Annotated in this window: 19 protein-coding genes; 12 read left to right on the forward strand and 7 right to left on the reverse strand. The window is 63.6% G+C overall.

Features of this window, described 5'->3' with window-relative positions:
• The first annotated feature begins 20 nt into the window (after positions 1–20).
• The 8 genes from pcaDC to C7446_RS09670 all read left to right on the forward strand — a co-directional run bounded on the left by pcaDC (position 21) and on the right by C7446_RS09670 (position 8,852).
• The gene (gene pcaDC / locus C7446_RS09635; RefSeq protein ID WP_121172896.1) at positions 21–1,208 is read left to right on the forward strand and encodes a bifunctional 3-oxoadipate enol-lactonase/4-carboxymuconolactone decarboxylase PcaDC; all 1,188 of its coding nucleotides are present in this window, start codon (positions 21–23) and stop codon (positions 1,206–1,208) included.
• Positions 1,205–1,924, forward strand: a complete 720-nt coding sequence (gene pcaH, locus C7446_RS09640) for a protocatechuate 3,4-dioxygenase subunit beta (RefSeq protein WP_121172897.1) — start codon at positions 1,205–1,207, stop codon at positions 1,922–1,924. Before pcaDC ends, pcaH begins: the two co-directional genes overlap by 4 nt.
• A 5-nt stretch (positions 1,925–1,929) precedes the next feature.
• Positions 1,930–2,574 (forward strand): protocatechuate 3,4-dioxygenase subunit alpha, encoded by a 645-nt coding sequence (gene pcaG / locus C7446_RS09645; protein ID WP_211327930.1) that lies wholly within the window; start codon positions 1,930–1,932, stop codon positions 2,572–2,574.
• Positions 2,575–2,634: 60 nt separating this feature from the next.
• Positions 2,635–3,483, forward strand: a complete 849-nt coding sequence (locus C7446_RS09650; protein ID WP_121172898.1) for a shikimate dehydrogenase family protein — start codon at positions 2,635–2,637, stop codon at positions 3,481–3,483.
• Positions 3,484–3,774: 291 nt separating this feature from the next.
• A complete protein-coding gene (locus C7446_RS09655; RefSeq protein ID WP_121172899.1) occupies positions 3,775–4,776 on the forward strand; it encodes a tripartite tricarboxylate transporter substrate binding protein in 1,002 nt (333 codons plus the stop codon).
• Positions 4,777–4,838: 62 nt separating this feature from the next.
• The gene (locus tag C7446_RS09660; protein WP_121172900.1) at positions 4,839–5,309 is read left to right on the forward strand and encodes a tripartite tricarboxylate transporter TctB family protein; all 471 of its coding nucleotides are present in this window, start codon (positions 4,839–4,841) and stop codon (positions 5,307–5,309) included.
• An 18-nt stretch (positions 5,310–5,327) separates the two neighbouring features.
• The gene (locus C7446_RS09665; RefSeq protein ID WP_121172901.1) at positions 5,328–6,824 is read left to right on the forward strand and encodes a tripartite tricarboxylate transporter permease; all 1,497 of its coding nucleotides are present in this window, start codon (positions 5,328–5,330) and stop codon (positions 6,822–6,824) included.
• Positions 6,825–6,986: 162 nt separating this feature from the next.
• On the forward strand, positions 6,987–8,852 hold the full coding sequence (locus C7446_RS09670; RefSeq protein WP_121172902.1) for a bifunctional sugar phosphate isomerase/epimerase/4-hydroxyphenylpyruvate dioxygenase family protein: 1,866 nt from the start codon (positions 6,987–6,989) through the stop codon (positions 8,850–8,852).
• A 262-nt stretch (positions 8,853–9,114) separates the two neighbouring features.
• Here C7446_RS09670 and ppsA read toward each other — a convergent pair whose 3' ends face one another.
• The gene (gene ppsA / locus C7446_RS09680) at positions 9,115–11,550 is read right to left on the reverse strand and encodes a phosphoenolpyruvate synthase (RefSeq protein WP_121172903.1); all 2,436 of its coding nucleotides are present in this window, start codon (positions 11,548–11,550) and stop codon (positions 9,115–9,117) included.
• A gap of 392 nt (positions 11,551–11,942) precedes the next feature.
• Here ppsA and ppsR point away from each other — a divergent pair, with 392 nt between their 5' ends.
• Complete coding sequence (gene ppsR, locus C7446_RS09685; RefSeq protein WP_121172904.1) at positions 11,943–12,782, forward strand: posphoenolpyruvate synthetase regulatory kinase/phosphorylase PpsR; 840 nt, start codon at positions 11,943–11,945, stop codon at positions 12,780–12,782.
• A 27-nt stretch (positions 12,783–12,809) separates the two neighbouring features.
• Here ppsR and C7446_RS09690 read toward each other — a convergent pair whose 3' ends face one another.
• Positions 12,810–13,037: a hypothetical protein gene (locus tag C7446_RS09690; RefSeq protein WP_121172905.1), complete on the reverse strand. Its 228-nt coding sequence runs from the start codon at positions 13,035–13,037 to the stop codon at positions 12,810–12,812.
• 208 nt (positions 13,038–13,245) lie between these two features.
• Between C7446_RS09690 and C7446_RS09695 the strand changes: the two genes are divergently transcribed.
• Both C7446_RS09695 and C7446_RS09700 read left to right on the forward strand, forming a co-directional pair.
• Positions 13,246–14,409, forward strand: coding sequence for an N-acetyltransferase (locus C7446_RS09695; RefSeq protein WP_121172906.1), 1,164 nt, complete (start codon positions 13,246–13,248; stop codon positions 14,407–14,409).
• A gap of 97 nt (positions 14,410–14,506) precedes the next feature.
• Positions 14,507–14,950, forward strand: a complete 444-nt coding sequence (locus C7446_RS09700; RefSeq protein WP_121172907.1) for a CBS domain-containing protein — start codon at positions 14,507–14,509, stop codon at positions 14,948–14,950.
• Positions 14,951–14,984: 34 nt separating this feature from the next.
• Here the strand turns inward: C7446_RS09700 and C7446_RS09705 are convergent, their stop codons facing one another.
• The 5 genes from C7446_RS09705 to C7446_RS09725 are packed head-to-tail and all read right to left on the reverse strand — an operon-like array spanning position 14,985 to position 21,209.
• On the reverse strand, positions 14,985–16,781 hold the full coding sequence (locus tag C7446_RS09705) for an acetyl/propionyl/methylcrotonyl-CoA carboxylase subunit alpha (protein ID WP_121172908.1): 1,797 nt from the start codon (positions 16,779–16,781) through the stop codon (positions 14,985–14,987).
• Positions 16,778–18,382 (reverse strand): 5-oxoprolinase subunit B/C family protein, encoded by a 1,605-nt coding sequence (locus tag C7446_RS09710; protein WP_121172909.1) that lies wholly within the window; start codon positions 18,380–18,382, stop codon positions 16,778–16,780. Before C7446_RS09710 ends, C7446_RS09705 begins: the two co-directional genes overlap by 4 nt.
• A 35-nt stretch (positions 18,383–18,417) precedes the next feature.
• On the reverse strand, positions 18,418–19,215 hold the full coding sequence (locus C7446_RS09715; protein ID WP_121172910.1) for a putative hydro-lyase: 798 nt from the start codon (positions 19,213–19,215) through the stop codon (positions 18,418–18,420).
• A complete protein-coding gene (locus C7446_RS09720) occupies positions 19,212–19,982 on the reverse strand; it encodes a LamB/YcsF family protein (RefSeq protein WP_121172911.1) in 771 nt (256 codons plus the stop codon). The genes C7446_RS09715 and C7446_RS09720 overlap by 4 nt, the downstream gene beginning before the upstream one ends.
• A 15-nt stretch (positions 19,983–19,997) precedes the next feature.
• Positions 19,998–21,209: an NRAMP family divalent metal transporter gene (locus tag C7446_RS09725; RefSeq protein WP_245977787.1), complete on the reverse strand. Its 1,212-nt coding sequence runs from the start codon at positions 21,207–21,209 to the stop codon at positions 19,998–20,000.
• Between the two features lie 321 nt (positions 21,210–21,530).
• On the opposite strand from C7446_RS09725, the gene C7446_RS09730 reads away from it, so the two are divergent.
• The gene (locus C7446_RS09730) at positions 21,531–22,229 is read left to right on the forward strand and encodes a GntR family transcriptional regulator (RefSeq protein WP_121172913.1); all 699 of its coding nucleotides are present in this window, start codon (positions 21,531–21,533) and stop codon (positions 22,227–22,229) included.
• Positions 22,230–22,234: the final 5 nt, after the last annotated feature.

Raw genomic sequence — 22,234 nt, forward strand, 5'->3', positions numbered from 1 at the left:
CAATCCTGCAGGAGTGCGATATGCATTTCACTACCATCAACAACCGCCTGATCGCCTGGCGTCTGATCGGTCCGCCGGCCGCACCGCTGGTAGTACTGGCTCATCCGCTGGGCATGAATCAGGGCGTCTGGGACGAGCTGCTGGGCGCGCTGGTGCCACGCTATCGGGTGCTGACCTGGGATCTACCCGGTCATGGTTCCAGCGCGCCCGTCGAACAGGCGTTGAGTGCTGCCGATCTCGCCGATGAAGTCCGGGCGCTGATCGCTGCCGCCGGCGCCGAGCACTGCCACTTCGTGGGTACCTCGATCGGTGGAATGATCGGTCTGCAGCTGCTGCATGACTGCCCAGAGATGATCGAGCACATGGTGCTGACCAATACCGGGCTACAGATCGGCGCCCCCGACAACTGGCACGAGCGCGCCGCCCGGGTACGCCGCGAGGGTCTGGAGCACATGGCCGGCGAGCTGGCACCACGCTGGTTCTCCCCGGCTACCCGCCAGACAGTCCCCGAGCTGGTTGACGGCTGGACCCGCCAGCTCGAACGAGTCGACGACGAGAGCTACGCCCGATTGTGCGAGCTACTTGCCGCGACGGATTTTCGCCAGCAGGAGTGGCCGGCGCCACTGCCCGCCCTTCAGCTGATCGGCGGCCGGGAGGATGGTGCCACACCGCCGGAAACCCTGCAGACGCTGGCGCACGGTTTGCACGACGCCCCGTTGGACATCTTCGACGACGTCGGTCATGTCCCCTCCGTGGAGGCGCCGGAAAACATGACGACACTGCTTTTGCGCCATCTTTTCGTGCAGCGCGGCGGCGAGCAGGGCGTGGATTTCGAGACCGGGCTGGCAGTACGCCAGCGGGTGCTGGGTCACGAGCATGTCGAGCGCTCACTGTCCGCCGCCACGCCCTTCAATCTGCCTTTCCAGCAGTTGATCACCCGTTTTGCCTGGGGCGAACTGTGGGGCGACGACACCTTCAGCGTGACCCAGCGCAGTCTGATCACACTGGCGATTCTGGCGGCACTGGGACGCGACGGCGAACTTCGCCTGCATCTGAAGACCGCCTACCGTACCGGCGTCAGCGAAACCGAGCTGCGTCAGGTGCTGATGCATGTAGCGACCTACGCCGGCGTGCCGGCTGCCAATCACGCCTTTTCGCTCGCCCGCGAGTACGGCTGGGGAGACGAACATCAGGGAGAACACTCATGAGCAGTCTCGATTTCGATCGCGATTTCGATCCGCGACTCAATGGTCCGGTAGAGACCCATCAGCCGCCTCAGGTCTTTGACCCCTATGTCTCCACTCGTCTGCGCGGTCCGCGCAACGGGCTGATTCCAATTCATTCCGGTCTTACCGAACGCACCGCACCGGTCTACGGCTTTCACAATATCGGTGGTGAGGACAATGATCTCACGGTACAGCACGAGGGCACCCCGCTGGGCCAGAAGATCATCGTGGCCGGACGTATCCGCGACACTCACGGTCAACCGATTCCGCATGCGCTGATCGAGCTCTGGCAGGCCAATTCCGCCGGGCGCTATATCCACAAGCGCGATCAGCATCCGGCACCGCTGGACCCCAATTTCACTGGCGCCGGACGTACCTTTGCCGACGCTCATGGCTACTACAGCTTCACCACCATTCGTCCCGGCGCCTATCCATGGGGCAATCACTACAATGCCTGGCGGCCGGCGCACATCCACTTTTCAGTACTCGGACAGGGCTTTCGCCAGCGCCTGATCACCCAGATGTACTTCCCCGACGATCCATTGCTGGAAATCGATCCGATCTACATGGCCAACCCTGACCGGCGCGTGCGCGATCTGCTGATCGCCCGCTATGACCGGCGCTTCGACATCCCGGATAACGCCCTGGGCTTTCGCTTCGACATGTTCCTGGGGCCCAATGGCACCCCGCTGGAGTAGATCTCATGGTTCATCGCAGCTCTCCCTTCGAAGGCCTCTCACCCCGGGAAATCATGCGCCGGGAGCAGGAGGAGGCCACGCGGCAGCCGGCCTGGCTACCGACCGGCACCCAGACGGTCGGGCCGTACTTTCACTTCGGCATGGTCGAACGCGGCGATGTGCCGCTGATTCGTGGTGACAATCTGCCACCCGGCCAGCGCATTCGCCTTACCGGTGCCGTGCTCGACGGTGCCGGCGCCCCGATCAACGACGCCCTGCTGGAAATCTGGCAGGCCGATGGCCGCGGTCGATTTCATACCGAGCGGGCCGAACCCGATTTCGACGGCTTCGGCCGCTTTGCCACCGATGCCGATGGCGCCTTCACCATCGACACCCTCAAGCCCGGGGTAAGCGATGATGCGCTGCCGGCCGCACCGCATCTCGACGTACACCTTTTCGCCCGCGGCGTACTGCATACGCTGTTCACACGCATCTATTTCGATGACGAACACAATCAGCACGATCCGCTGCTGGCACAGGTGCCCGAGGAGCGCCGGGATACCCTGATTGCCAGACGGAGCACTACCTCCAGCGAGGATGTGGTGACCTATCACTTCAATTTTTACATGCAGGGTGCCGCAGAAACGGTCTTTCTGATCGAGCAGGAGTGATTCCCGGCCCTGCCCCGCACTCGTCAGGGCTCGGGCTCGCGACTACAGGGGAAACAGCCAATGATCAAACTGGGTCTCATCGGTCAGGGGATACGTCAGTCCCGCTCCCCCGATCTACACGAACGACTGGGGCGACTGGTCGGTCAGCCCGTGCAATACGATATTGTCGAAGCCGGCGATCAAACGGATTTTTCCCTTTCCCGCCAGCTCGATACGCTCCGGGCTCAGGGTTATCGCGGCACCAATATCACCTACCCCTTCAAGGAACAGGCCCTGAATTTCGCCGATCGGGTTGGCGAAGGGGCACGTCGGGTGGGAGCGACCAATACCCTGATTTTCGAGGGTGACCGGATCAGTGCCGAAAACACCGATTTCACCGGCTTCATCAGTGCCTGGCGTTTCAGCTTTGCCGACCGCCAGCCAGACGAGGTGATCCAGATCGGCGCCGGCGGGGTGGGGCGAGCTGTCGCCCATGGCCTGGCTCAGCTGGGCGCCTTGTCCATATCCATCGTCGATACCGATTCGGCACGTGCCCACGCGCTCGCTGATGAGCTGGGAAGCGTGGCACGAGTCACGCCCCCTGACAGAGTGTCAGCGGCCATTCGCAGGGGCAATGGGCTGGTCAACTGCTCTCCCGTGGGCCATGTCGATCATCCTGGCTGTCCGATCGATCCATCGGATCTTCATGAAAGACTATGGATATTCGATGCGGTTTATACACCACCCGTAACCCAGCTTGTTCAATGCGCCATGGACAAACAGATCGATATACTTTCCGGCGTGGATCTTTTCCTTTTTCAGGGTGTGGATGCTTTCAAATTCTTTATCGGCGAATCACGAATCAAACAGGATATTGACCGTGAAATTCCCGAACTCAGACGCCATTACCATTCAACCTCGGGTTTCTGAAAGGACATATTGGCGCTTGCCTTTTGCCACCATAAACAGCCGTCAGCAGGAAAAAATAAGTGGCAAATAATTATTCGGTCATGCCGACAGTTCTGCCCGTAACAGGGATGTATTATTCAATGAAAAAATACAGCTGAAATTGCATAACACCCTCAACATTAAACCTTGGTACAACAAGCCCGATTCTTGATTGACACGGTCTACCCACTTGCATGGATCATGACCGAATAAAGCAACCGTCTTAATTACTCATGGACAACAAGACCCGATCAAAAGGGGGGAGAAATTATCATGATCAGGATTCTGTTAACCGGCCTGGCTGTCATGGTCGGTACACTGGGTATCACTTCTGAAACACTCGCCGACTACCCGGAACGCAATATTGAAGGCATCATTCAATGGGGCGCAGGAGGCGCAACCGACAATGTGGCCAGAAGCCTGACACCCCATGTCGAAAAGGCTCTGGACACGGATATCGTGCTGAACAATCGCCCCGGAGGCACCGGCGTCATCGGCATGAACGCCGTCATGCACAAACCGGCCAACGGCTATACCCTGCTTTATGGTGCAGAAAACCCCCAGCTCTATCCCGTTCTGGATCTGGCCAGTTACGATTACAGCGACATGACACCGATCAACATCATCGGTCAGGGCCTGGTTGTCATCGCTGCTCCAGCCGACAAGGACTGGGATAATCTCGGTGATCTGCTCGATTACGCCCATCAGCATCCCGGAGAGCTGAGAATGGGCAGTACGGGCAAGGGTGGTCTGCCGGATACGGTTCTTGCCATGATCAATTCGGTCGATAGCCTGGATGTCCGTAATGTCACATTCGGTGGCGATGGTCCGGGCATTACTGCCCTGCTGGGGGGACATATCGATTTCATGCCACTCAGTCTTGCCGGAGCCCAGGAGCAGATAGAGGCTGGCCGACTCAAGCCTTTGGCAGTTGTAGCCAAGGAGCCGGTGGATGCTCTTCCGGATGCACCCCCCATTACCCAGGCACTGCCTGAAATGGAGAGTTATTTACCCTGGGGGCCTTTCTGGGCTGTATCCGTGCACAAGGATACACCTGATCAGATCGTAAAGACCCTGTCTGAAGCCTATCGGAAGGGAGTTGCCAATCGCGAGTTCCAGCAATTCCTGAAAAACAACGGGGCCGAGCCTCTCAATCTGCAGGGTGAGGAGGCCAGGGATTTCCTGAAGAACTGGCAATCCGTTACAGCCTGGGCACTGGAGAATGCAGGCTCGGCAAAGGTTTCTCCCGAGGAACTCGGCATCCCCAAACCCTGAATTCAATCCCTGATATTCACCATGGCGGCCCGTAATGAAGGCCGCCATATCAGGAGTATGGCATGTCACAGGAAAAGTTACTCAAGCCAGGAGAGCGAACTTTCAACCTCCTGTTACTCGTTCTCAGTGCAGGTGTTCTATATGAAGCCTATCAGATTTCCGGGTTTGACCTGCTGAACGCCCCCGGGGCCTTTCCACTGATATTGGGCATGATCATGATCATCGCCATGCTGGTCATTCTTGCCGAACAGCGTCACCGATCCGGCACGGCTACCAGCGGGGTCGGCAACGCCGCAAAACAGTTCATTCAGTGTTGCTGCCCCCGGGAAATGACCGTTTTCACGGCAATGGCAATCATCTACCTGGCATTGCTGCACCCCCTGGGTTTCCTGCCAGCCACGATACTCTTCCTGTTCCTGTCACAACTCTATCTACGCAGTGGGAAAATGATGGCATCGGGCATTATCACGATCATTACAACAATAGTGATATACGCCCTGTTCAAGATTATCTTCCAGGTTTATCTGCCCTGAAATCACAAGGAGATTACCGTGCCCGAGACGGTTAGCTACTTCCTGATGGCCTGGACCGATCCCTCGCTACTGCTATTGACAGCTGCAGGCACCCTGGCCGGTATTTATGTCGGCGCACTTCCCGGCCTTTCGGTCACCATGGCAACCTCCATCCTGATCTCCTTCACCTTTGCCTGGGATATCAATCAGGCCCTGGCATTGATCGTGGGTATTTACTGTGGTGGCGTCTACGGCGGATCGCGCACGGCCATCCTGCTCAATATTCCCGGTGCTCCCTCAGCTGTCGCCACCTCCTTTGACGGCTATCCGCTTGCCCAGAGAGGCGAAGTCGGTCAGGCCATCGGCCTGAGCACGGTCATGTCGGTGATCGGCGGTCTGATTGGCGTGCTGGTGCTGGCCAGTGTTGCCCCTTTCCTTGCCGAAATGTCACTGCAATTCGCACCCCGGGATTATTTCCTGATTGCAGGTCTGGGCCTATTGCTGGTAGGCAGCCTGTCAGCGCAGTCCCTGGCACGGGGCATCTTCGCAGCAGCACTGGGAGGCGTGATCGGGTTAATCGGGCTCGATCCGGTGACTGCCGAGCCACGTTTCACACTCGGCTTCACGAATCTGATGGGCGGGATCCACTATGTGGTCGTCATGATCGGCATGTTCGGCGTCGCCGAAGCCCTGTTTCAGCTTCATCAGCTCAATGCCGAAACCGTACGCCAGAAGGTGGACCGGATCGTGCCCTCGCTGAATCTGGTGCTCAAGTTCCTGCCCCTGTCGATCCGCACTTCCATCATCGGAGTCATTGTTGGCGCACTGCCCGGCACAGGAGGCGATATCGCCTCGCTGTTTGCCTACGATCATGCCAAAAGAAGTGTCAAGAACCCTGCCCAACCCTTCGGCAAGGGGGCCTATGAAGGCCTGGTCGCCCCCGAAACCGCCAACAATGCAGCCGTGGGCGGCGCTTATGTGCCGATGCTGACTCTGGGCATGCCGGGTGATGCGGTAACCGCCATCATCATCGGAGCACTGGTCATCCACGGGCTCAATCCCGGACCGATGCTGATGATCCAGACCCCTCATATCTTCTGGTTTACCGTCGGCAATCTGGTGCTGGCCAACCTCTTCCTGCTGATATTCGGTCTGACCGGCATCAGGATCTTTGCCCGGATCGTGGAGCTGCCCCGAGCCATACTGATTCCCACCATCATGGTGCTCTGTGTTGTCGGCACCTATTCCCTCAACAGCAGCATGACGGAAGTCTACTGGATGCTGGGCTTCGGCCTGGTCGGCTATTTCATGAAAATCTACGGCTTTCAGATGGGCCCCGTTATCCTCGGCGTCATTCTCGGCCCGCTGATGGACAAGAGCTATCGCCAAGCGATGTCATCGGTAGGCAATGATGGCACTGCCTTTCTGCTGGATCTGGTTACCAATCCGCTATCGCTGATACTGACCAGCGCAGTGATTCTGCTGCTGCTTTCCAATACTCCCCTGCGCCGTGTCCTGTCACGCCGGAGCCGCTGATGATATTGCAAGAAGGGACATCGCTGGCAGCCGCTCGCTTTTATTTCCCTGCCCTTTCTGCTGCTGATGCTTCGGACCGGCTGATACGGCAGGCAGGCCTGCTCGAGCTGCATCAGATTCAGGTCAACTGTACAGATCACTACTCTCGCGGAAGGAGGTGACATGCGCGCAATAGCAACCGTATCCATCAGTGGCGATCTTTCAGACAAACTCGAGGCCATTGCGCGAGCAGGCTTCGAGGGGGTCGAGATCTTTGAAAATGATCTGCTCTCATGGGGCGGGACCCCGGAAGAAGTCCGTGAACTTGCACAATCACTGGGGCTTAAGATCATTGCGCTGCAGCCGTTTCGTGACTTCGAGGCCATGCCGGAACCACAACGAACGCGCAACCTCGAACGCGCCGAGCGCAAGTTCGAATTGATGAAGGCGCTGGGCACCGATTTCCTGCTGGTGTGCAGCAATACTTCCAATCACGCCGTCGATGATCCCGAGCGGGCAGCGGCCGATCTGAGGGAGATGGCCGAACGGGCCCAGGCACACGGCTTGCGCATCGGCTTCGAAGCCCTGGCCTGGGGCCGTCACATCTCGGACTATCGCGATGCCTGGGATATCGTGCAGCGTGCCGATCATCCGGCGCTTGGCCTGGTACTGGACAGCTTCCATACCCTGGCGCTTGATCTGCCGACCGACCCCATCGCTGCTATACCGGGGGAGCGTATCTTTCTCGTGCAGCTGGCGGATGCACCCGTAATGGACATGGACGTGCTCAGCTGGAGCCGTCACCACCGCTGTTTCCCCGGGCAGGGGCGCTTTTCCATGGCAAGCTTCATGCAGGCTCTGGCCGACACCGGTTACAACGGGCCACTCTCGCACGAGATCTTCAACGACAGTTTCCGAGCCGCTCCGCCGCGTGAAACGGCTCTGGATGGCATGCGCTCCCTGATCCTGATGGAGAACATGGCCGAACACAGCCCCTTCTTTCAATCATTACCCTCGCCGCCGGTCTGCGATGGTGTGCACTTCATGGAATTCACCCTCGATGAGGAGAGTGCCGCGCCACTGTCACACTGGCTGGCGGCCATGGGCTTTTGCCGGATCGGTCGTCACCGCTCCAAGAACATCGATCTCTGGCAGCAGGGGGACATGCATGTGGTACTCAACTTCGAAACGGACAGCTTCGCCCATACCTATCGCCTGATTCATGGCATCTCGGTGTGTGCCATGGGCTTTCGCGTCAACGACCCCGAACTGGTGATGGCCCGCGCCAGCGCCTTTCAGGCCCGCTCCTACTCCGGCCCGATCGGTGCAGGCGAACTGAAGATCCCCGCACTGCGTGGTATCGAGGGCAGCCTGATCTATCTGGTCGATCCGGAAACGGCACGTGACAGGCAATGGCGTACCGATTTCGAGCTGTCGGCCCATGACGAGCAGCCGGATGCAGGGCTGGCCCGTATCGACCATATTTCTCAGGTCATGCCAAGTACCCAGTTGCTGAGCTGGCAGCTGTTCTACAAGACCATCTTCGACTTCGAGGCCGGCAGTGAGCATGAACTGGCAGACCCCCGCGGACTGGTGCTCAGCCAGGCCATGACCAGCCGGGATGGCACCATCCGGCTGCCCCTCAATGCTTCCCAGGCCACTGAAACACTGCCGGGACGCTTTCAGGCGGAGCACAAGGGTGGAGTACAGCAGATAGCACTGGCCACCGAGGATATCTTCGCGACCGTTGATCAGCTGATAGCCAATGGCCTCCCCCTGCTCGACATCCCCGCCAACTACTACGATGACCTGGCGGCTCGCATGGACATGGATCCGGAGCTGTTACAAGCCATGCAGGATCGCAATATTCTTTATGATCGCAACGAGGATGGCGAGTTCTTCCAGGCTTATACGCCACTGTTTGCCGATCGGTTCTATTTCGAAATCCTCGAACGACGGGGCAACTATCAGCAGTTCGGGGCAGTCAATGCCCCCATCCGTCTGGCAGCCCAGTCCCGGCAGGTGAGTCAGTCCGGATCACGCAGGTAAGGCCAGGCCCAGCTCGCGCAGCGGCGGGCCTGACCGCTGGTGCGCGAGCCCTCCTTGTGAGCCGGCGGCTCGGATTTCATCATGCAACCCTTGAACGCCAGCTCGCCTTTCTGGTGCGCCACCAGGAAGCTCATCAGCGTCGAGGACACTACCCGCCGGAACGGGCTCACTACCTGCTGCTGCTCGAGGCGCAAGCGCCGCAATAAAAAACGGCCCGCACCAGGGGTGCGGGCCGGCGGTGGGCCGAGCCGGTCGGCCGGGGTTACCGGGAGAGCGCCGGATCGGCTGCGGTGCCCGGCGCGGCCTGTCCGCCCGGAGCTGCCACCTGTTCGCCCAGGGCAAGCCAGGTCGGCAGCACGGTGTCGGGGTTGAGCGAGAGGCTGTCGATGCCCTGGGCCATCAGCCAGGCCGCGAAATCGGGATAGTCCGACGGCCCCTGGCCACAGATGCCGACATACTTGCCGTGGCGCTTCGCCGCAGCAATCGCCATGGTCAGCAGCGCCTTCACCGCCTCGTTGCGTTCGTCGAACTGCTCGGAGACGGTGCCCGAGTCGCGATCCAGCCCTAGGGTGAGCTGGGTCATGTCGTTGGAACCGATCGAGAAGCCGTCGAAGTACTCGAGGAACTGATCGGCCAGCAGGGCATTGGAGGGCAGCTCGCACATCATGATCACGCGCAGCCCGTTCTCGCCGCGCGAAAGCCCCTGTTCGCCCAGTACCTCGCTGACACCGCGCGCATCCTCGAGTGTGCGCACGAACGGGATCATGATCTCGACATTGGTCAGCCCCATGGTATCCCGCACTCGCTTCACCGCCTGACACTCCAGCGCAAAGGCCTCGCGGAACTCCGGCGACACATAGCGGCCCGCGCCGCGAAAGCCCAGCATCGGGTTCTCTTCATGCGGCTCGTACTGCTCGCCGCCGACCAGGTTGGCGTACTCGTTGGTCTTGAAATCGGACAGCCGCACGATCACCCGCTGCGGCCAGAACGCCGCGGCCAGCGTCGCCATGCCTTCGGTCAGCCGGGCCACGTAGAACTCCACCGGATCGTCGTAGCCGGCGATCCGGCGACGGATCTCGGCCTGCAGCTCGGGAGACTGCCGGTCGAACTCCAGTGCCGCGCGCGGATGGATGCCGATCATGCGGTTGATGATGAACTCCAGTCGCGCCAGTCCGATGCCCTCGTTGGGCAGGGTGGCGAAGTCGAAGGCGCGATCGGGGTTGCCCACATTCATCATCAGCTTCAGCGGCAGCTCGGGCAGATCATCGATGGCGGCACTCTTCACCTCGAATGCGAGTTCGCCCTCGTAGATATAGCCGGTATCGCCCTCGGCGCAGGAGACCGTCACCCGGTCGGTACGCGCCAGCCGCTCGGTCGCGTCGCCGCAGCCGACCACCGCCGGAATACCCAGCTCGCGGGCGATGATCGCCGCATGGCAGGTGCGCCCGCCGCGGTTGGTGACGATCGCCGAGGCCCGCTTCATGATCGGCTCCCAGTCCGGGTCGGTCATGTCGGTGACCAGCACATCGCCCTGTTCGACGCGATGCATCTCGCTGATGTCGTCAATGATCTTCACGGCCCCGGCGCCGATGCGCTGGCCGATGGCCCGGCCCTCGGCCAGCAGCGGGCCGCGTGCGGAAAGCTGGTAGCGCTCCATCACCTGCTGGCGCGAGCGCACCGTCTCCGGTCGTGCCTGGACGATGAAGAGCTCGCCGCTGCGGCCATCCTTCGCCCATTCGATATCCATCGGCCGGCCGTAGTGCTGCTCGATCAGCACGGCCTGGCGGGCCAGCGACTCGATATCTGCGTCATCGAGACAGAAACGCTGACGCTGGGCCTCGGGCACCGGCTCGATGCGCACCTGCCTGCCGTGCTCGCGGTCATCGGCGTAGACCATCCGCTCGGCCTTGGAGCCCAGGCTGCGGCGTACCACCGCCGGTCTGTCGGCGGCCAGGGTCGGCTTGTGCACATAGAACTCGTCGGGATTGACGGCGCCCTGGACCACCATTTCGCCCAGCCCCCAGGCGGCGGTCACGAACACCACCTGGTCGAAGCCGGACTCGGTGTCGATGGTGAACATCACCCCCGAGCTCGCCTGGTCGGAGCGCACCATGCGCTGCACTCCGGCGGAGAGCGACACTTCCTTGTGATCGAAGCCCTGATGCACCCGATAGGAGATCGCCCGATCGTTGAACAGCGAAGCGAACACATGCTTGATCGCCAGCCGGATGGCCTCGAGCCCCTCGACATTGAGGAAGGTCTCCTGCTGGCCGGCGAAGGACGCCTCGGGCATGTCCTCGGCCGTGGCCGAGGAGCGCACCGCGAACGAGGCCCCGGGGTTGTCCGCTTCCAGCCGGGCGCAGGCCTCGGCAATGGCGTCATCGAGTGCCGCCGGAAAGGGCGTGTCGATGATCCACTGCCGAATGCGTGCCCCGGCATCGGCCAGCGCCCGGGTATCCTCGATATCGGTCTCATCGAGCAGGGCGTGGATGCGCTGATCCACGCCACTCTGTTCAAGGAAACGGCGCCACGCTGCCGCGGTGGTCGCGAATCCTCCGGGAACCCGCACCCCCACATCCTTCAGATTGGCGATCATTTCCCCCAGGGAAGCATTCTTGCCGCCGACCCGATCGACGTCACTCATGCCTACTTCGTGGTACCAGACCACATCCTTGTCGTTAACTTTACGAGTTGTCATGGCGTCTCTCTCTCGACAGGCTCTCTCGACAGCCATATTCGAATCGGTATCGTCGTTTTTTTACGGGCATTGCGGGGCACTTCATGGCGGCGGCATTGCCCCGTCCCTGGCAGCCCCGATGCCCGCACAAGGCTAGCGTTTTTCGAGCCACTACAATAGTCTGATCTGATCTTTTAACGGCTAACAAGCTTTTGAAATACTACTACATTTTATTAGACCTCAATGCCCGTCACGGGCCGATTTGCGCGCAGTCATTTTTCATTAAGGGCGTGACCAAGCGACACTGATTATCGTCACAGCGACCCTTAAAACCTGCATCAAAAGGACTGAAAAACGAGCAGATTTCCCGCGCAAAAGACGGAATATCCAGCGTCCTTCGGGGAGCCAACATCATGGAGAACGATCAGGTGGGGCAGAAGAATGTCTTCTATATTTCCGATGGCACGGCGATCACCATGGAGGTGCTGGGGCACGCCGTACTCTCCCAGTTTCCCATCGAATTCGTGCAGAAAACCTACCCTTTCGTGGAGAGCCGGGAGCGTGCCGAACAGATCCGGGCGCAGATCGACGCCCTGTTCGAGAGCACCGGCGAACGACCGATCGTCTTCCATTCGATCGTCTCCGACGAGATCAAGCGCATCATTCTGGCCAGTGGCGGCTTCTGTCATGACGTGATCGAATCGCTGATCACGCCGCTGAGCGAAGAGCTCGACATGACCCCCCAGGCCACCCTGCACCGGACACACGGCCTGACCCGTCAGAATCTGGCGCGCTACGACGCCCGGATTGCCGCGGTCGAGTATGCGCTGGCGCACGACGACGGCCTGTCGCTGCGCCAGCTCGACGAAGCGCAGGTGATTCTGGTGGGGGTCTCGCGCTGCGGCAAGACGCCCACCAGTCTCTATCTCGCCCTGCAGTTCGGCCTGCGCGTGGCCAACTATCCCTTCATCGCCGAGGACATGACCTCGCTCGACCTGCCCCGGACGCTGCAGCCGTATCGCCAGCGCCTGTTCGGGCTGACCATCAGCCCCGAGCGCCTCTCGCGGATCCGCACCGAACGGCGCAGCGGCAGCCGCTACGCCTCGCTCCGCCAGTGTCGGCTGGAGCTCGATGAGGTCGAGCAGCTCTTCCGGCGCTATCGGATCCCCTGGCTGGATACCACCAACTACTCGGTCGAGGAGATCGCCACCCGGCTGATCGACACGATGGGCATCGACCGCCGGATCTTCTGAGCGAAAGCCCGCTCCCCTCGCACCCGTTCAGCGGGCCGAACGCCGCTCGCCCGGCGCCGGCCCGCGAGCGGTCAGCGGCAACCGGGCGCACAGCCGCTCCTTCAGCGAGGGCGCCGCAATCCGACGGACATCCTGCCAGGCACAGCGGATGGTCCGACCATGAATCTCGACCAGACACTCTTCTCCCAGCCGGCTGAGCGGATGAATGCCCTTGCGTTCCAGACGTTCGAGTTCCTGTGGGGTCAGTTCCATCATGTCGAAAACCTCCCGGGTGGTAGAACCCTGCAAGCCGGCAGCCGCGCCTTCAGTACCGCGCTGCCGGAGACAGTCTGCCCCGCCGTGATGTCGTTTTGATGACGCCAGCCCGGTGAGCGGTGATCAACAGCGGCGCTGTAACACGTCATAATGGCCGCCATGCCGGCTACCGCATGCCGGCCGCCGCTCCCTGGGACAAGAGGCCTTCATGGACATCATCGAAGTACACAGCCGGGCCGAGAAGAAGCGCTTCGTCGACCTGCAATTCAGACTCAACCGGGACGATCCGGCCTGGGTGCCGCCCCTTCGGGACGAGATGATGGGCCTGATCAGCGAGGGGAAGAATCCCTGGTTCGGTCACGGCACCGCCGGCTTCTTCATTGCCGTGCGGGAGGGGGTCGATGTGGGCCGGATTTCGGCACAGATCGACCGGCTCTGGACCGAAATGCCCGAACATCAGGGGGGCGGCCGGGACACCGGCAACTGGGGCATGTTCGAAGCCGAGGATGAGGCGGTCGCCGCAGCGCTGATCGCCCACGCCGAGCAGTGGCTGCGGGCGCGGGGGGTCCGCCGGGCGATCGGGCCGATCTCGATCTCGATCTGGGATGAGCCGGGGCTGCTGGTGGAGGGGCACGATCAACCGCCGACCGTCATGCTGGGGCACCATCGGGCGGTCTATCAGCAGTGGATCGAGCAGGCCGGCTATGCGGGCATCAAGGATCTGAACACCTACGAGGTGGACGTTTCGACCCCGTTTCCGCCCCTGATCCAGCGCATTGTCGAGGCCGGTGAGCGCAATTCGCGCATCCGCATCCGCCGGATCGACAAGAAACGCTTCGAAGAGGAAGCGGCGCTGATCCTGTCACTGCTCAATGACGCCTGGTCGGACAACTGGGGCTTCGTGCCGCTGACCGATGCGGAAATCGCCTATGCGGGCAAGAAGCTCAAGCCGATCGTCTTTCGGGAACTGATCTACATCGCGGAGCTCGATGGCGACCCCGTCGCCTTCATGCTCACCCTGCCGGACCTGAACGAACTGCAGCGGGATCTCGATGGGCGGCTCTATCCGTTCGGCTTTCTCAAGCTGCTGTGGCGTCTCAACGGCGGTCTGTCCGGACGTCCCGATGTCAGTCGGATACGCGTGCCGCTGATGGGCGTCAAGAAGGAGCTGCAGGCCTCGCGGCTGGCCTCCCAGATCGCCTTCATGATGATCGAATACACCCGCCGGGCTTCCTTCGAACACTTCGGCGCCACCCGCGCGGAGATCGGCTGGATCCTCGAGGACAACCAGGGGATGGTCTCCATCGCCGACGCCATCGAGAGCCGTCTCAATCGGGTGTATCGCATCCACGAGCGCTCGATTGCCGAGTGACGCCCGGGGCGCGCCGCTTCAGGCCGGCCCCACCGGTGCCGATATCAGACAGCAACGGCACACGGTGCGTCAGCTGACCGGCTTACAGGAGCCCCGCATGAATACAACCAGCCCCGCCCTTGTCGCGGACATCATGATTCGCGAGGTGATCACCCTGCGCGTGGAACAGAGCCTGCATGACGGCCACGAACTGATGCGCGAGCACCGCATCCGCCATCTGCCGGTCGTCGATGGCGAGGGCCGGCTGGTCGGACTGCTCAACCAGAAGATCGTGCTGCGCGAGTCCCTGCACATCGCCGATGGCTACGGCACCCGCCGGCTGAATCACCATCTCGCGCAGATTCCGCTCGACACGGTCATCTCCCGCGATGTACTGACCCTGGCGGCCGGCATGCCGCTGGCCGAGGCCGGTCGGCACCTGCTGGCCTCCCGGCAGGGGGCGATGCCGGTGCTGGACGAGGCAGCACACCTGGTGGGCATCCTCTCCTCGGTGGATTTCGTGAAGCTGGCGGTACAGCTGCTCGACACGAACGGCAGCTGAACCGTCGCGACGGGCCGGCCGTCTCCCCCGTGGCTCACGCCGACCGGTCCCGATCGGCGTCGATGCGTGCCAGGGTCTCGCCGGCGGTCAGCGTGCTGCCTTCCCGGGCCTCGATGACCAGGGTGCCGGCACGCGTCGCCTGCACCCGGGTTTCCATCTTCATCGCTTCCATGATGGCGATCACCTCACCGGCCTCGACGTGGCTGCCGTCGGCCACCTGCCAGGCGTAGAGATGCCCGCTGATCGGTGCCGTCACGACGCCCTCGTCGGCCTCCGGCGCCGTCTCGGCGGGCGCCTCGGGCACGCCGGATCCGAGACCCTGTAGCAGCGTCGCCGGCAGGCCGATCCGGTGACGCCGGCCATCGAGCTCGATCACGGAATGCAGCATCCCGGGCTCGTCCGCCGGTGCCTGACGTGCGTCCCAGTCGAGCGGCGTATCGAACTCGGTCTCGATCCAGCGGGTATGCACGCGAAAACCGGTTTCATCATGCTCACCGCCGGTGAAATCCGCATGCTGCATCACCGCGCGGTGAAACGGCAGCACCGACGCCACCCCCTCGATGTGAAACGCTGCCAGCGCGCGTCTTGCCCGGGCAATCGCCTGTGTCCGGGTGGCCCCGGTCACGATCAGCTTGGCCATCAGGGAATCGAAGTGTCCGGAGACCAGGTCGCCACTGTCCACTCCGGTGTCCAGTCGGATCCCGGGGCCGGCGGGGGCCCCGAATGTCCCGAGCCGTCCCGGCGTCGGCAGAAAGCCCTTGGCGGCATCCTCGGCATTGATCCGGAACTCGAAGCTGTGGCCGCGCGGTGCCGGGGTCTCGGTGAAGGAGAGCGGGTGGCCCTCGGCAATGCGCAGCTGCTCGATCACCAGGTCGACACCGGCGGTCTCCTCGGTGACCGGGTGCTCGACCTGCAATCGCGTATTGACCTCCAGAAACGACAGCGTGTCATCGCTGCCCAGCAGAAACTCCACCGTGCCGGCACTGACATAGCCTGCCCGGGCGCAGATATCGTGGGCGGCCTGATGAATCCGGCGAAGCTGTTCGTCGCTCAGAAAGGGCGCCGGCGCCTCCTCGACGAGCTTCTGATTGCGTCGCTGCAGTGAGCAGTCACGCGTGCCGACCACCACCACGTTGCCGTGGTGATCGCCCATGATCTGAGCCTCGATATGCCGCGGCCGGTCGAGATACTGCTCGACAAAGCACTCGCCGCGACCGAAGGCGGCCTCGGCCTCGCGCACCGCCGAGTGATAGCACTCGGTGACCTCGTCCATGCGCCAGGCCACCTTCAGCCCGCGTCCGCCGCCGCCAAAGGCCGCCTTGATGGCAATCGGCAGGCCGACCTCGTCGGCAAAGGCCACCACCTCCTCGGCACTGTCCACCGGGTTTTCGGTGCCGCGCGCCAGCGGGGCGCCTACCTCGAGCGCCAGCCGGCGCGCCTCGACCTTGTCCCCCAGCACCTCGATGGTGTCCGGATCGGGACCGATCCAGACCAGCCCAGCAGCCTGGACCGCCCGGGCAAAATCGGCGCGCTCGGAGAGAAAGCCATAGCCGGGATGGATGGCATCGGCCCCCGAGCGACGCGCGACCTCCAGCAGCTGATCGATCGACAGATAGCCCCGGACGGGCGGGTCCCCTGCCAGGGCAAAGGCTTCATCGGCGAGCCGCACGTGCAGCGCCTCCAGCTCGCCCTCGGCATAAACGGCGACCGAGCCGATCCCGTAGTCCCGGCAAGCATGAATCACGCGCACCGCGATCTCGCCGCGATTGGCGATCAGGACCTTCTTCAGCGGCTGGCGGGAAGCGGTGTCGTGGGAAACGGAATGGTTCATGCAGCCCCCTCGGTGGTCTCTCGGGAATCGTCGGCACAGGGCGCGAAAGCACTGATCGGATTGAAGCGGATCCTCGCACCGGCGGGAATCTGCCCTGCCAGGTCGAGGTGATGGTCGGCGACACAGGCAATGACCGGGTAGCCGCCGGTCAGCGGATGATCGGCGAGAAACAGCACCGGCTGCCCGCTGGGCGGTACCTGAAGGGCCCCGCTGACCGTGCCTTCGCTGGGCAGTTCGCTGGTGTCACTGCGTTCGAGCGCCGCTTCGCCGGCCAGCCGGAGGCCGACCCGATCCGACTGCGGCGTGACCTGCCAGACCTGCTGGCAGAGCCGTTCGAGGGCCGGTTCGGTGAACCAGTCGCTGCGCGGCCCCATGAGGATATCCAGGGTGACGGTGTCGCCGGGTGACGGCAGCTCGAACGCCGGTGCCTCGTGCAGTGCGACCGCGCTCACCGGCAGGCCGGCCGTGTACAGCCGGTCTCCGCCCGCCAGCGGCGCCGGCCCCAGCCGGGCCAGGGTATCGGTGGCACAGCTGCCCAGCACCGGCGTGACCTCGAATCCGCCCCGCAGGGCCAGATAGCTGCGTACGCCGGCGGTCACGGCGCCCAGCGTCAGGGTGTCGCCCGCCGCCAGCTCGATCGGCTGCCAGCCCGGCACCTGGTGTGCCGCGCCCTCGGCGGGCTGGCGGGTGAGCGACAGCTTCGCCCCGGTTACACCGACCACCGTCGGGCGGTGGCAGTAGAGTGTCAGGCCGCCCTGGGCAATCTCGAGGGCGGTGGCATCCGAGTGATTGCCCACCAGCCGGTTGGCCGCGCGAAAGGCCGCCCGATCCATCGCCCCGGCGGCCGAAACGCCCTGGTGCGTCTGCCCCGTGCGGCCGAGATCCTGAAAGAGACTCTGCAGGCCGGGCTGGAGAACCTCCAGCGTCGGGGGCGCGCCACGGTGCGAGGGGGCGGTATCGGCAGCGGCAGTGGCCGCCGGGCGCGTCGGCTGCTCGTCCAGCGGCGTGAAGCGTACCCGCATGCCGGGCTGCAGCAGCGCCGCCGGCTCCCGGTTCACGTCCCACATCGTCAGCGGTGTCACGCCGATCAGCTGCCAGCCTCCGGGACTGTCGGTGGGGTAAATCCCGCTGAAGGGCCCGGCCAGCCCGACGGCGCCTGCCGGAATGCGCGTGCGCGGCGTCGGGCGACGCGGCACTTCCAGCCCGGCATCGCCGGTGAGATAGGCAAACCCCGGCGCAAAGCCGCAGAAGGCCACCTGGTATTCGGTCGCGCAGTGACGGCGGATGACCTCGTCGGTCGTGAGCTCGAGCAGTTGTGCGACCTCGGCGAGATCCTCGCCGTTGTAGTACACGGGAATCTCGACGAGCTCGCCGTGCTCGCGGCGGTGGCCGGTCAGCGGATACCGGCGCAGTGCTGCGGCCAGCGTTCGGGCGCTGATCCGCCCCGGATCGAAGTGCACCAGCAGGGTGCGCGCCGCCGGGATGATGGCGGTAATGCCCTCGATCGGGCTGCTGTCGAGCTGCTCGAACAGCCCCAGCGTCTGCGGCAGATCGTCCAGCTCGACCAGCAGCGCACTCAGATTGACGGGGAAAATGTTCAAAAAGCCTCCTGAAGGCATGTCTCCGGTAGTCCGGATCAGACGTGATAGCGACTGTCCGGCACGTCGGTGATGAACATGTGCCCCGGCGCATGCGTCAGTGCAAAGGGCACGCTTGATGCCATGACCGCAGCCTGTGGGGTTACGCCACAGGCCCAGAACACCGGGGTTTCGCCGCGCTCAAGGCGCACGGGGTCACCGAAATCGGGGCGGTCGAGATCCACAATACCCAGCGCCTTCGGGTCGCCCACGTGAATCGGCGCGCCATGGACACCGGGGTAGCGTGCGGTAATGGTGCTTGCCCTGGCGATATGAGCCGCCGGCAGCGGGCGCATCGAAACCACCACGTTCCCCTGCAGTCGTCCGGCCGGACGGCAGGGCAGCGTGGTGCGATACATCGGCACGTTGGTGTTGTCGGTGATGTGACGCACCTCGATGCCGGCCTCGAGCAGGGCGTTTTCAAAGGTGAAGCTGCAGCCGATCAGAAAGGTGACCAGATTGGGGTGCGCTTCCCAGCAGGCGCGGGCGTCGTTGATTTCCTCGGCCAGCGCGCCGTCGCGCCAGAGTCGGTAGCGCGGCAGGTCGGTACGGAGATCGGCGCCCTCGGCCATCGGCGTGCGCCAGTCGCTGGGGTCACTGACCTCAAGCACCGGGCAGGCCTGCGGGTTGCGCTGGGCGTAGAGCAGAAAATCCCACGCCCAGTCACCCGGCAGGGCGATCAGGTTGGCCTGGGTCATGCCCGGGGCCAGACCGGCGGTAGGGCGACACTCCCCGGCACGAAAGCGTTCGCGAGCCTGGCGGGCGGCGACCAGTGACGGATGCACGTTCGTCGTCATGAGCGGGCCCCGGCAAAGGCACGCAGTTCGATGCCGGCCGCGACAAGCCGGTCGCGGACTGCCTGCGCCAGCGCCACGGCATCGGGGCTGTCCCCGTGCACACAGATCGAATCCGCCGCCACGGCGATGTCGTCCCCGTCGCGGCTGGTCACCACGCCCTCGTGGGCCAGTCGCAGCATCCGCTCGGTGACCACCCCGGCATCATGCAGCATGGCCCCGGGCTCGCGGCGGGAGACCAGGCTGCCGTCGCTTTCATAGGCGCGATCGGCGAAGGCCTCGGCCACCGTGTTCAGCCCCGCCGCCCCGGCCCAGCCGGTCAGCGGCGTGCCCGCCAGCGTCATCAGCACCAGCGCGGGATCGACGGCGAGCACCGCCTCGATCACGGCGCGGGCCTGACGCTCGTCGCGGGCGATGGTGTTGTAGAGGGCACCATGCGGCTTGACGTAGCGCACCCGGGTCCCGGCCGCCCGCGCCAGCCCCTTGAGCGCGCCGATCTGATAGATCACGTCGGCGCGCAGGTCCTCGCTGGCGATATCCATGGCCCGGCGGCCGAAGCCCACCAGGTCGGGATAGGCCACGTGCGCTCCGATCGCCACGCCCCGGTCGGCGGCGGCCTTCAGCGTGCGCAGGATGCCGGCGGGATCGCCGGCGTGAAAGCCACAGGCCACGTTGGCACTGGTGACGATGCCCAGCATGGCGTCGTCATCCCCCATGCGCCACTGACCGAGGCTCTCTCCGAGATCGCTGTTGAGATCGATATGTGCCATGTGTGAACTCCCCTGTCAGGCACTCGGCGTGAGAAAGGCAAAGATGGGACCGATGGACTGATAGCCCATGTACCAGGTCATGAGGCTGACGACGGCGCCCGCCACCAGCAGCCAGCGCGGATAACGGTAGCCCGCCATCAGATCCTGACGCCGCCAGGCCACCCACAAAAAGAGCGTCAGCCCCAGCGGCAGGATCAGCCCGTTGAAGCCGCCGGCGAAGACCAGCAGGGCGGCGGGCGGGGTCCCCAGCAGCATGAAGACGACCAGCGACACCGCGATGAACACCACCGTGGCACGATTGCGCATGGCCTCGCCGATGCCGGGGCGGAAGGCCCCGAGAAACGTCATGGACGTATAGGCGGCGCCGATGATGCTGGTGATCCCGGCCGCCCACAGGATCAGGCCGAAGGCGCGCAGGCCGAACTCGCCCGCGGCGACCTGGAAGGCCTGTGCCGCGGGGTTGGCGCCCTGGCTGGAGATGTCGATGGTCACCCCGCTGGCGACCACTCCCAGAATCGCCAGAAACAGCACGTAGCGCATCACCCCGGTCACCAGGATGCCGCGCAGTGCCGCCTTCGACACGGTCTCGACATGCTCGACGCCGCCCACGCCGCGATCCAGGATGCGGTGTGCGCCGGCATAGGTGATATAGCCGCCCACCGTGCCGCCCACGATGGTGGTGATGGTGGCAAAGCTGATGCTGTCGGGCATGACGGTCTGGCGCAGCGCCTCACCCACCGGCGGGTCGGAAGCAATGGCGACGAACACCGTCAGCGCCAGCATCAGCACCCCCAGCGCCATCACGATGCGATCAATGGCCACCCCGGCACGATGCGACAGAAAGATGCCGATGGCGATCAGCCCGCTCAGCGCGCCGCCCCACCGGGGGTCGAGCCCGGTCAGGGCATTGAACCCCAGCCCGGCGCCGGCGATGTTGCCGACGTTGAACACCAGCCCGCCGAAGATCACCAGCACCGCCAGCAGATAGCCGCTGCCGGGCAGCGCCGCGTTGGCCACCTCGTGCGCGCGCATGCCCGTCACGGTCACCACCCGCCAGATGTTCAGCTGGACCACGAAGTCGATCACGATCGACGCCAGGATGCCGAAGGCAAAGGCCGCCCCCATCAGCGACGTGAAGGTCGCGGTCTGGGTAATGAATCCGGGGCCGACCGCCGAGGTGGCCATCATGAAGACGGCGCCGAGCAGCGACGCCTGTCTCGTCTTCATGGGATGTGCTTTGGTGCGGCTCGTCATGGCGGCGGGACTCCGGGGTCGGGTGGATGATGCCGTATCGACGCAATTTGCATGCCAGAATGAACAGCACGCCTGATATCGTGCACTGATCACGCCTTTATTGTTCAACAATAAAGGAGACTCCGCTGAACCTGGATACGACTTGCGTTCAATAATGGGGCGTTTCACGGCTGCCATGCGCCATGAGCGTGCATCACCGCCCCCGGGGCGCGGCCGTGCCCTTGTCGCCTGCGGCAGGAATCGGGGACCATTCGGGACAGACGATCATGAAACACGAGCGGGAACTGCATCGAGATGAGAGAGCCAATTGCGGGTGAGACCGGCAGGACCCTGGGGGAAACCGTCACGAACCGCGTGCGCCGCATGCTGGTCGAGGGAGAACTGATTCCGGGCCAGCGGCTCTCGGAGGCGGGGCTGAGCGAACAGCTGGGCATCTCCCGCAACACCCTGCGCGAAGCGTTTCGCAGCCTGGCGCATGAAGGGCTGGTCACCCATCACCCCAACCGGGGGGTCTTTGTCACCACGCCCAGCATGGCCTCCATCGTGGACATCTACCGGCTGCGGCGCTTTATCGAGTGTCGGGCCCTGGCGGAAGCCTGGCCCGGTCACCCGGGGGCCCGGGCGATGCGTGCCGCGGTCGCGGACGCCGGCACCCATCGCGAGACGCAGGACTGGAATGCCGTGGGCACCGCCAACATGGCCTTCCACGCCGCCATCGTCGAACTGGCCGACAGCGAGCGGCTCAACGTCTTCTTCCGCCGGCTGGCCGCCGAGCTGCGGCTGGCCTTCGGACTGATCGCCGACCCCGAGATGCTGCATGAGCCCTATGTGGCGATGAACCGGCGTGTCCTGGACACGCTGGAAGCCGGCCGGCCGCGGGAAGCCTCGGAGCTGCTCGAGCACTACCTGGTGCAGTCGGAGCGGCTCGTGCTGGCGGCCTATACGCGCTATGAAGAGGGCGCCAACATCGCGTCAACGCCCGGGATGGACTGAGAAAA

The sequence above is a fragment of the Kushneria sinocarnis genome (assembly GCF_003633775.1).
In the GTDB taxonomy this organism is placed as follows: Bacteria; Pseudomonadota; Gammaproteobacteria; order Pseudomonadales; family Halomonadaceae; genus Kushneria; species Kushneria sinocarnis.

Excerpts from the sequence above, each read along its gene's own strand:
- pcaDC (WP_121172896.1), top strand. The coding sequence starts at position 21 with ATGCATTTCACTACCATCAACAACCGCCTGATCGCCTGGCGTCTGATC.
- pcaH (WP_121172897.1), top strand. The coding sequence starts at position 1,205 with ATGAGCAGTCTCGATTTCGATCGCGATTTCGATCCGCGACTCAATGGT.
- pcaG (WP_211327930.1), top strand. The coding sequence starts at position 1,930 with ATGGTTCATCGCAGCTCTCCCTTCGAAGGCCTCTCACCCCGGGAAATC.
- C7446_RS09650 (WP_121172898.1), top strand. The coding sequence starts at position 2,635 with ATGATCAAACTGGGTCTCATCGGTCAGGGGATACGTCAGTCCCGCTCC.
- C7446_RS09655 (WP_121172899.1), top strand. The coding sequence starts at position 3,775 with ATGATCAGGATTCTGTTAACCGGCCTGGCTGTCATGGTCGGTACACTG.
- C7446_RS09660 (WP_121172900.1), top strand. The coding sequence starts at position 4,839 with ATGTCACAGGAAAAGTTACTCAAGCCAGGAGAGCGAACTTTCAACCTC.
- C7446_RS09670 (WP_121172902.1), top strand. The coding sequence starts at position 6,987 with ATGCGCGCAATAGCAACCGTATCCATCAGTGGCGATCTTTCAGACAAA.
- ppsA (WP_121172903.1), bottom strand. The coding sequence starts at position 11,550 with ATGACAACTCGTAAAGTTAACGACAAGGATGTGGTCTGGTACCACGAA.
- ppsR (WP_121172904.1), top strand. The coding sequence starts at position 11,943 with ATGGAGAACGATCAGGTGGGGCAGAAGAATGTCTTCTATATTTCCGAT.
- C7446_RS09690 (WP_121172905.1), bottom strand. The coding sequence starts at position 13,037 with ATGATGGAACTGACCCCACAGGAACTCGAACGTCTGGAACGCAAGGGC.
- C7446_RS09695 (WP_121172906.1), top strand. The coding sequence starts at position 13,246 with ATGGACATCATCGAAGTACACAGCCGGGCCGAGAAGAAGCGCTTCGTC.
- C7446_RS09700 (WP_121172907.1), top strand. The coding sequence starts at position 14,507 with ATGAATACAACCAGCCCCGCCCTTGTCGCGGACATCATGATTCGCGAG.
- C7446_RS09705 (WP_121172908.1), bottom strand. The coding sequence starts at position 16,781 with ATGAACCATTCCGTTTCCCACGACACCGCTTCCCGCCAGCCGCTGAAG.
- C7446_RS09715 (WP_121172910.1), bottom strand. The coding sequence starts at position 19,215 with ATGACGACGAACGTGCATCCGTCACTGGTCGCCGCCCGCCAGGCTCGC.
- C7446_RS09720 (WP_121172911.1), bottom strand. The coding sequence starts at position 19,982 with ATGGCACATATCGATCTCAACAGCGATCTCGGAGAGAGCCTCGGTCAG.
- C7446_RS09725 (WP_245977787.1), bottom strand. The coding sequence starts at position 21,209 with ATGAAGACGAGACAGGCGTCGCTGCTCGGCGCCGTCTTCATGATGGCC.
- C7446_RS09730 (WP_121172913.1), top strand. The coding sequence starts at position 21,531 with ATGAGAGAGCCAATTGCGGGTGAGACCGGCAGGACCCTGGGGGAAACC.